Origin of the sequence: Sulfuritalea sp., assembly GCF_031426875.1 — a bacterium.
Taxonomy (GTDB): domain Bacteria; phylum Pseudomonadota; class Gammaproteobacteria; order Burkholderiales; family Rhodocyclaceae; genus Sulfuritalea.
Genome location: NZ_JASJPC010000010.1, coordinates 22794 through 30727 on the forward strand (window position 1 = coordinate 22794; position 7934 = coordinate 30727).

The window sequence follows — 7934 nt, forward strand, 5'->3', positions numbered from 1 at the left end:
CCGGCGATAATCCGCGACCAACGATTTCGTTTCCAACAATTCGTCACCAGCAAAGGTCTTTCATGTCCATCAACGAAGAAGTCATCCAGACGGCGCTCAAGACGGTCGTCGATCCCAACACCGGCAAGGATCTGATCAGCACGCGCAGCGCCAAGAACATCAAGATCACCGGCAGCGACGTTTCGCTCGACGTCGAGCTCGGCTATCCGGCGAAGAGCCAGATCGAGGGCCTGCGTGCGGCGGTGATCGCGCAACTGAAGACGCTGCCCGGCATCGGCAACATCAGCGCCAACGTGTTTTCGAAGGTGGTCACGCATGCGGTGCAGAAGGGCGTCAAGCTGATCCCCGGCGTCAAGAACATCATCGCCGTGGCCAGCGGCAAGGGCGGCGTCGGCAAGTCGACCACCGCCGTCAATCTGGCGCTGGCATTGTCCGCCGAAGGCGCGACCGTCGGCCTGCTCGATGCCGACATCTATGGGCCCTCGCTGCCGCAGATGCTGGGCATTGCCAGCGGCCGGCCCGAATCGGCCGACGGCAAGGGCCTCGAACCCATGGATGCGCATGGCATCCAGGCGATGTCGATCGGCTTCCTCATCGATCCCGAGCAGCCCATGGTCTGGCGCGGCCCGATGGTGACCCAGGCGCTGACCCAACTGCTGACCGAAACGCGCTGGCGCGACGTCGATTACCTGGTGATCGACATGCCGCCGGGCACCGGCGACATCCAGCTGACGCTGGCGCAGCAGGTGCCGGTGACCGGCGCCATCATCGTCACCACGCCGCAGGACATCGCGCTGCTGGATGCCAGGAAGGGCCTCAAGATGTTCGAGAAGGTCGGCATTCCGATCCTCGGCATCGTCGAGAACATGAGCATCCACATCTGCTCCAAATGCGGTCACGCCGAACCGATTTTCGGTTCCGGCGGCGGCGACAAGATGGCCAAGGACTACGAGGTCGAAATGCTCGGCGCGCTGCCGCTCGACATGGCGATCCGCATGCAGATGGACGACGGCAAGCCGACCGTCGAGGCCGATCCGCAAGGACCGGCCAGCCTGATCTACAAGACCATCGCGCGCCGCATCGCGGTGAAGATCGCGGAACGGGCCAAGGACCACACCAGCAAGTTCCCCTCGATCAAGGTGATGAACACTTAGCGTCTTGGCGGCAGGCTTGCAGCGACGGCGTCCAGCAGTCGCTGCATGTCGGCCTCGCCCAATGCGCTGCTGAGCGTCAGGCGCAGCCGGCTGCTGCCGTCGGGCACCGTCGGCGGGCGGATCGCCACCGCCAGCACGCCGGCGTCTTCCAGGCCTTGCGCGGCGTCCAGCGTGTCCTGCTCGGCGCCGATCACCGCCGGCACGATCTGCGTGGTCGAGCCCAGCGTGTCGTAGTTGCGCAGCGCGAGCGCCTGGCGCAGTCGCTGCGAATTGCGCGCCAGGCCTTCGCGCTCTGCATCCATGCCCGGCACCAGGTCGAGCGCCGCATCGACGGCGCCGAGCACGGCCGGCGGCAACGCGGTGGTGTAGATGAAACCGGGGCAGCGATTCACCAGCCAGTCGATCAGAGTGCGCGAGCCGGCGATGTAGGCGCCGAAGGCGCCCAGCGCCTTGCCCAGCGTGCCCATGACGACGTCGACGCCGCCGCCGCTTTGGGCACATTGCGCGGCGAGGCCGCGGCCCTGCGGCCCGAGCACGCCGGTGGCATGGGCTTCGTCGACGTACAGCGTGGCGCCGTGGCGTTCGGCCAGCTGGACCAGCGCCGGCAGGTCGGCGCGGTCGCCGTCCATGCTGAACACCGACTCGGTGAGGATCAGCTTGCGCCCGGGCTTGCCGGCATGCTGGCGCAGCAGATGCTCGAGCTGGTCGAGATCGTTGTGGCGGAAGACCTGGGTTGTCGCGCGGGCGGCGCGGCAGCCATGGACCATGCTGGCGTGGTTGAGTTCGTCGCTGAAAATCGTCGCTGCCGCATTTGCCGCTGCGTTTGGCGTATCGCCAGCACCAACTCTTGCCAGCGCCGGGATCACCGTGGCATTGGCCTGGAAGCCGCTGGAAAACAGCAGCGCGGCCTCGCAGCCCTTGAAGGCGGCGAGCTTCTGCTCGACCGCCAGGGTGATCTCGCGCGTGCCGGTGACCAGCCGCGAGGACGGCGCGCCGGCGCCGTGGCGCTCCGCCCATTCTGCGGCGCGCGCCTTGACCAGCGGATGCTGCGAAAGGCCCAGGTAGTCGTTCGAGGCGGCATCGATCAGGGCGCGGCCTTGCGCATCCTGCAGACGTCCGCCGACCATGTGCAGCGGACGCAGGCGGCGTCGGCGCGCACCGGCTTGCAGCGCGGCGAGCTGCTGCTGCAGCAGGAGGTCGAGGCCGGGATCCATCAGGACAACTGCGAGGACAGCCGCGCGCGCTCGTCCAGCACCTGGCGCACGGCCGCGGTGAGCGTCGCCAGATCGTCGGATTCGATGACGAAGGGCGGCATCAGGTAGAGCAGATTGCCGAAGGGCCGCAGCCAGACGCCGAGTTCGATGCAGCGCCGGCGCAGGGCGCCGAGATCGACCTCTCCCGACAGTTCGACCGCGCCGATGGCGCCCTTGACGCGCACCGCGGCGACGCCGGCGAGCTCGCGGCAGGGCGCGAGTTCCGCGGCCAATTGGGTTCCGATCGCGGCCACCTGGGCCAGGCGCGGCTCGCTCTCGAACAGATCGAGCGAGGCATTGGCCGCGGCGCAGGCCAGCGGGTTGGCCATGTAGGTGGGGCCGTGCATCAGCGCGGCGGCCGGGTCGTCGGAAAGGAAGGCCTCGAACACATGACGCCGCGCCACGGTGGCCGCCAGCGGCAGCGTGCCGCCGGTCAGCGCCTTGGACAGGCAGACGATGTCCGGAGTAATGCCGGCTTCCTCGCAGGCGAACATGCGCCCCGTGCGGCCGAAGCCGGTCATGATCTCGTCGGCGATCAGCAGCACGCCGTGGCGCGCGCAGGCTTCGGCGACGCAGGCCAGCGTCGCCGCGTCGTGCATTTTCATGCCGCCGGCGCCCTGCACCAGCGGCTCGATGATCACGGCGGCGACGCGCTCGGCGTGGGTCTCCAGCAGCAGGTCGAAGGCGCGGCGCAGCTTCTCGTCGCTCGGTAGCTCGGCCATGATCTGCTCCGGCATGGTCCCCGCGAACAGCGTGTGCATGCCTTCCTCGGGGTCGCACAGGGCCATGGTGGCGAAGGTGTCGCCGTGATAGGCATGGCGGAAATACACGATGCGCCGCTTTTGCGCCTGGCCCTTGTTGCGCCAGTACTGGATGGCCATTTTCAGCGCAACTTCGACCGCCACCGAGCCCGACTCGGTGAAGAACACGCGCTCCAGGTCGCCGGGCAGCAGCGCGGCCAGGCGTTGCGCGAGGCGCGCCGCCGGCTCATGCACGAGGCCGGCGAACATCACATGCGGCAGCGTCGCCAGCTGCGCTTCGACCGCGGCGCGGATGTGCGGATGCTTGTAGCCGTGGCAGGCGGTCCACCACGAAGAGATGCCGTCGATCAGTTCGCGGCCGTCGGCCAGGCGCAGCCGCACGCCATCGCTGGCGACCACCGCCAGCGGCGGCGCGGCGGTCTGCATTTGGGTGTAGGGCAGCCAGAGATGGGCGAGGCCCGGGGTCAGCCAGTCGGACATGTCGAGCGGGAAGGTGTGCGGGCTAGAATGGCGCGGCGGAGGAACAATGAGCGCGAATTTTATCACCGGCACCGGGACCGACATCGGCAAGACCTGGCTTGCCTGCGCCCTGCTGCGCCACTGGCGGGCCGCGGGGCGGCCGGCGGCGGCGTTCAAGCCGCTGCTGTCCGGCTTCGATCCGCAGCAGCCGGCGACCAGCGATGCCGGGGCCTTGCTGGCGGCGCTGGGGCGCGAGGCCGGCCTAGCGGAACTCGATGCCATCGCGCCCTGGCGCTTCACCGCGCCGCTGTCGCCCGATATGGCGGCGGCGCGCGAAGGCCGGCGCATCGATTTCGACGAGTTGGTGGCCTTCACCCGCCGGGTCGCCAGCGCCAACTCCGGTCCGACCCTGGTCGAAGGCGTCGGCGGCGTCATGGTGCCGCTGGACGACAGGCATACGGTACGCGACTGGATCGCCGCCAGCGGCCTGCCCTGCGTGCTGGTGACCGGAACCTATCTGGGCAGCCTGAGCCATGCGTTGACCGCGCTGGAGGCTCTGGCAAGAGTTGGCGCTGGCGTTGCGGCGATCGCCGTCAACCAAACGCCCGGCTCGGCCGTTACGCTCGACGCCACGCTGGAAAGCCTGGCGCGCCACGTCGCCGGGATTCCGCTGGTGTCCATTGCGCGCGACAGTCCGCAGGCCGGGGTCGCCTGTCTGGCGGAGTTGCTCGCCTGACGGCGTCGCAAGCGCTTCGATCCAGTCAATTTAGTTCGAGCGTAGCGAGCCAATACAAGCCCCCGCCCCGGGGCGGGGGATGGGGGTGGGGGGCGAAAATGGGCTACGGCCTAACTTTCCCGTCGGGAAAGTTAGGCCGTATACTGCGGCCCCTTGAGTCACCTTTAGTTACGGCCGCTACGCTTAACGCCGTAAACCCGGCGTTAGCCTTCACTGAAACTTTGTTTTCCCCCGGATCAACCATGACCATCAAGTCTGACAAGTGGATCCGCCGCATGGCGGAGCAGCACCGCATGATCGAGCCCTTCGAGGCCGGCCAGGTACGCGAGGCCAACGGCCAGAAGATCGTCTCCTACGGCACCTCCAGCTACGGCTACGACATCCGCTGCTCGCGCGAATTCAAGCTGTTCACCAACATCAACAGCACCATCGTCGACCCGAAGAATTTCGATCCGAATTCCTTCGTCGAGGTGAATGCCGACTTCTGCATCATCCCGCCGAATTCCTTCGCCCTGGCGCGCACCGTCGAATACTTCCGGATTCCGCGCAACGTCCTGACCATCTGCCTCGGCAAGAGCACCTATGCGCGCTGCGGCATCATCGTCAATGTGACGCCCTTCGAGCCGGAATGGGAAGGCTATGTGACGCTGGAATTTTCCAACACGACGCCGCTGCCGGCCAAGATCTACGCCGGCGAAGGCTGCGCCCAGGTGCTGTTCTTCGAATCCGACGAGGTTTGCGAGACCTCCTACAAGGACAGGGGCGGCAAGTACCAGGGCCAGGTCGGCGTGACACTGCCGAAAATCTGAAAATCTTAGCCACAGAGGACACAGAGGACACAGAGAAGATCTGTTTTGCCTTCCTCTGTGATCTCTGTGTCCTCTGTGGCTAAATGTCTTTAGGGGTTTCCCATGCGTTTTCACTTTCCCATCATCATCATCGACGAGGACTTCCGTTCCGAGAACGCCTCGGGACTGGGCATCCGCGCGCTGGCCGACGCCATCGAGAAGGAGGGCATGGACGTGCTGGGCGTCACCAGCTACGGCGACCTCTCCTCCTTCGCCCAGCAGCAGAGCCGGGCCTCGGCCTTCATCCTCTCGATCGACGACGAGGAACTGGCCAACCGCGCCGAGGAGACCATCGCCGAGCTGCGCGCCTTCGTCGAGCAGATCCGCTACAAGAACGCCGAGATCCCGATCTTCCTGCACGGCGAAACGCGCACCAGCCGCCACATCCCGAACGACATCCTGCGCGAGCTGCACGGCTTCATCCACATGTTCGAGGACACGCCGGAGTTCATTGCCAAGCATGTGATGCGCGAGGCCAAGGCCTATCTCGATTCGCTGCCGCCGCCTTTCTTCCGCGCCCTGGTGCATTACGCAGCCGACGGTTCCTACTCATGGCATTGCCCGGGGCATTCGGGCGGCGTCGCCTTCCTCAAGAGCCCGGTGGGGCAGATGTTCCACCAGTTCTTCGGCGAGAACATGCTGCGCGCCGACGTCTGCAACGCGGTCGAGGAACTCGGCCAGCTGCTCGACCACACCGGTCCGGTGGCGGCCTCGGAACGCAACGCGGCACGCATCTTCAACAGCGACCATCTGTTCTTCGTCACCAACGGCACCTCGACCTCGAACAAGATCGTCTGGCATTCGACGGTGGCGCCCGGCGACGTCGTGGTGGTGGACCGCAACTGCCACAAGTCGATCCTGCACGCGATCATGATGACCGGCGCGATTCCGGTGTTCCTGATGCCGACGCGCAACAACTACGGCATCATCGGCCCGATCCCGCGCGAGGAATTCCTCTGGGAGAACATCCAGAAGAAGATCGCGGCCAACCCCTTCGCCACCGACAAGAACGTCAAGCCGCGCGTGCTGACCATCACCCAGAGCACCTACGACGGCATCCTCTACAACGTCGAGGACATCAAGCAGATGCTCGACGGCAGGATCGACACCCTGCACTTCGACGAAGCCTGGCTGCCGCACGCGGCCTTCCACGATTTCTACGGCGACTATCACGCGATCGGCGCCGACCGCCCGCGCTGTAAGGAATCGATGATCTTCTCGACGCAGTCCACGCACAAGCTGCTGGCCGGTTTGAGTCAGGCCTCGCAGATCCTGGTGCAGGATGCCGAGAACAACAAGCTCGACCGCGACGTGTTCAACGAGGCCTACCTGATGCACACCTCGACCTCGCCGCAATATTCGATCATCGCGTCCTGCGACGTCGCCGCGGCGATGATGGAAGAGCCGGGCGGCACCGCCCTGGTCGAGGAATCGATCGCCGAGGCGCTGGATTTCCGCCGCGCCATGCGCAAGGTGGACGAGGAGTGGGGCGCCGACTGGTGGTTCAAGGTCTGGGGTCCCGACGACCTCTCGGAAGAAGGCATCGAGGAACGCGAGGCCTGGATGCTCAAGGCCGGCGAGCGCTGGCACGGCTTCGGCGACCTGGCCGAGGGCTTCAACCTGCTCGATCCGATCAAGGCCACCATCATCACGCCGGGACTCGACGTCGATGGCGACTTCTCCGACGACAACGGCATTCCCGCGGCGATCGTCACCAAGTATCTCGCCGAACACGGCGTGATCGTCGAGAAGTGCGGCCTCTATTCCTTCTTCATCATGTTCACCATCGGCATCACCAAGGGCCGCTGGAACACCCTGGTCACGGCGCTGCAGCAGTTCAAGGACGACTACGACCGCAACCATCCGCTATGGAAGGTGCTGCCCGAGTTCGTCGCCAAGCACCCGCGCTACGAGCGGGTCGGCCTCAAGGATTTGTGCACCCAGATCCACGCGGTGTACAAGGCGCGCGACATCGCCCGCCTGACCACCGAGATGTATTTGTCGAACATGATTCCGGCGATGCGCCCGGCCGATGCCTTCGCCAAGATGGCGCACCGCGAGATCGACCGCGTTTCCATCGACGAGCTGGAGGGGCGCGTCACCGCGGTGCTGCTGACGCCTTATCCGCCGGGGATTCCCCTGCTGATTCCGGGCGAGCGCTTCAACTCCACCATCGTCCAGTACCTGAGATTCGCCCGCGAGTTCAACGAGAAATTCCCCGGCTTCGAGACCGACATCCACGGCCTGGTCAAGGACGGCAGCAACGGCGCCGTGCGCTATTACGTGGATTGCGTAGCGAACTGAACGCCGCGTTCCGCGCGCTGTTGTGGGCGGCGCCCTGGCGATTCCAGTTTCGTTCGTACCATTGCTTCCGGTGGCAGGCTCCTGCTCGCAACTCATGGTGGCAGGCGGTAGCGAATGCCTCAATTTCACCTATACCAGCCGGTCAACTCCGGCTTCGTCCGATGTCTTTTGCGTGCCCTGTGCCGTCATAGAACGAAGGCATATTCAATGCTCGCTTTCAGACCCATTCCGGACAGTCGAAATCGCCGACAGCGTCCATTCCCTTTGGGGTGCAACTGAGTCGGCAAGCTAGCGCTCCCGCGCCGCCTCATGCCAGGCCTGCTGCACCGGCGAGAGCAGATACTCGGCCACGCTGCGCGTGCCGAGCAGGATCTCGGCGCTGGTCTGCATGCCGGCACCGAGCCTGAATCGTTCGCCGT

At 65.7% G+C, this 7934-nt stretch carries 6 protein-coding genes; 4 read left to right on the top strand and 2 right to left on the bottom strand.

The features are described from left to right. Nucleotides 1-62 precede the first annotated feature (62 nt). A complete protein-coding gene (gene apbC / locus RMO95_RS05480) occupies nucleotides 63-1154 on the top strand; it encodes an iron-sulfur cluster carrier protein ApbC (protein WP_310449589.1) in 1092 nt (363 codons plus the stop codon). Here apbC and bioF read toward each other — a convergent pair. Both bioF and RMO95_RS05490 read right to left on the bottom strand, forming a co-directional pair. Then, nucleotides 1151-2368 carry an 8-amino-7-oxononanoate synthase gene (bioF, locus tag RMO95_RS05485; protein WP_310449590.1) on the bottom strand — a complete coding sequence of 406 codons (1218 nt, stop codon included), beginning with the start codon at nucleotides 2366-2368 and terminating at the stop codon, nucleotides 1151-1153. The genes apbC and bioF overlap by 4 nt on opposite strands. Then, a complete protein-coding gene (locus RMO95_RS05490) occupies nucleotides 2368-3648 on the bottom strand; it encodes an adenosylmethionine--8-amino-7-oxononanoate transaminase (protein WP_310449591.1) in 1281 nt (426 codons plus the stop codon). The genes bioF and RMO95_RS05490 overlap by 1 nt, the downstream gene beginning before the upstream one ends. A 46-nt stretch (nucleotides 3649-3694) precedes the next feature. On the opposite strand from RMO95_RS05490, the gene bioD reads away from it, so the two are divergent. From bioD to RMO95_RS05505, 3 genes are all read left to right on the top strand, one after another. Continuing rightward, the gene (gene bioD, locus RMO95_RS05495) at nucleotides 3695-4363 is read left to right on the top strand and encodes a dethiobiotin synthase (protein ID WP_310449592.1); all 669 of its coding nucleotides are present in this window, start codon (nucleotides 3695-3697) and stop codon (nucleotides 4361-4363) included. A gap of 242 nt (nucleotides 4364-4605) precedes the next feature. Beyond that, nucleotides 4606-5172 (top strand): dCTP deaminase, encoded by a 567-nt coding sequence (dcd, locus tag RMO95_RS05500; RefSeq protein ID WP_310449593.1) that lies wholly within the window; start codon nucleotides 4606-4608, stop codon nucleotides 5170-5172. Between the two features lie 102 nt (nucleotides 5173-5274). Further along, nucleotides 5275-7515: an arginine/lysine/ornithine decarboxylase gene (locus tag RMO95_RS05505; RefSeq protein ID WP_310449594.1), complete on the top strand. Its 2241-nt coding sequence runs from the start codon at nucleotides 5275-5277 to the stop codon at nucleotides 7513-7515. Nucleotides 7516-7934 lie beyond the last annotated feature (419 nt).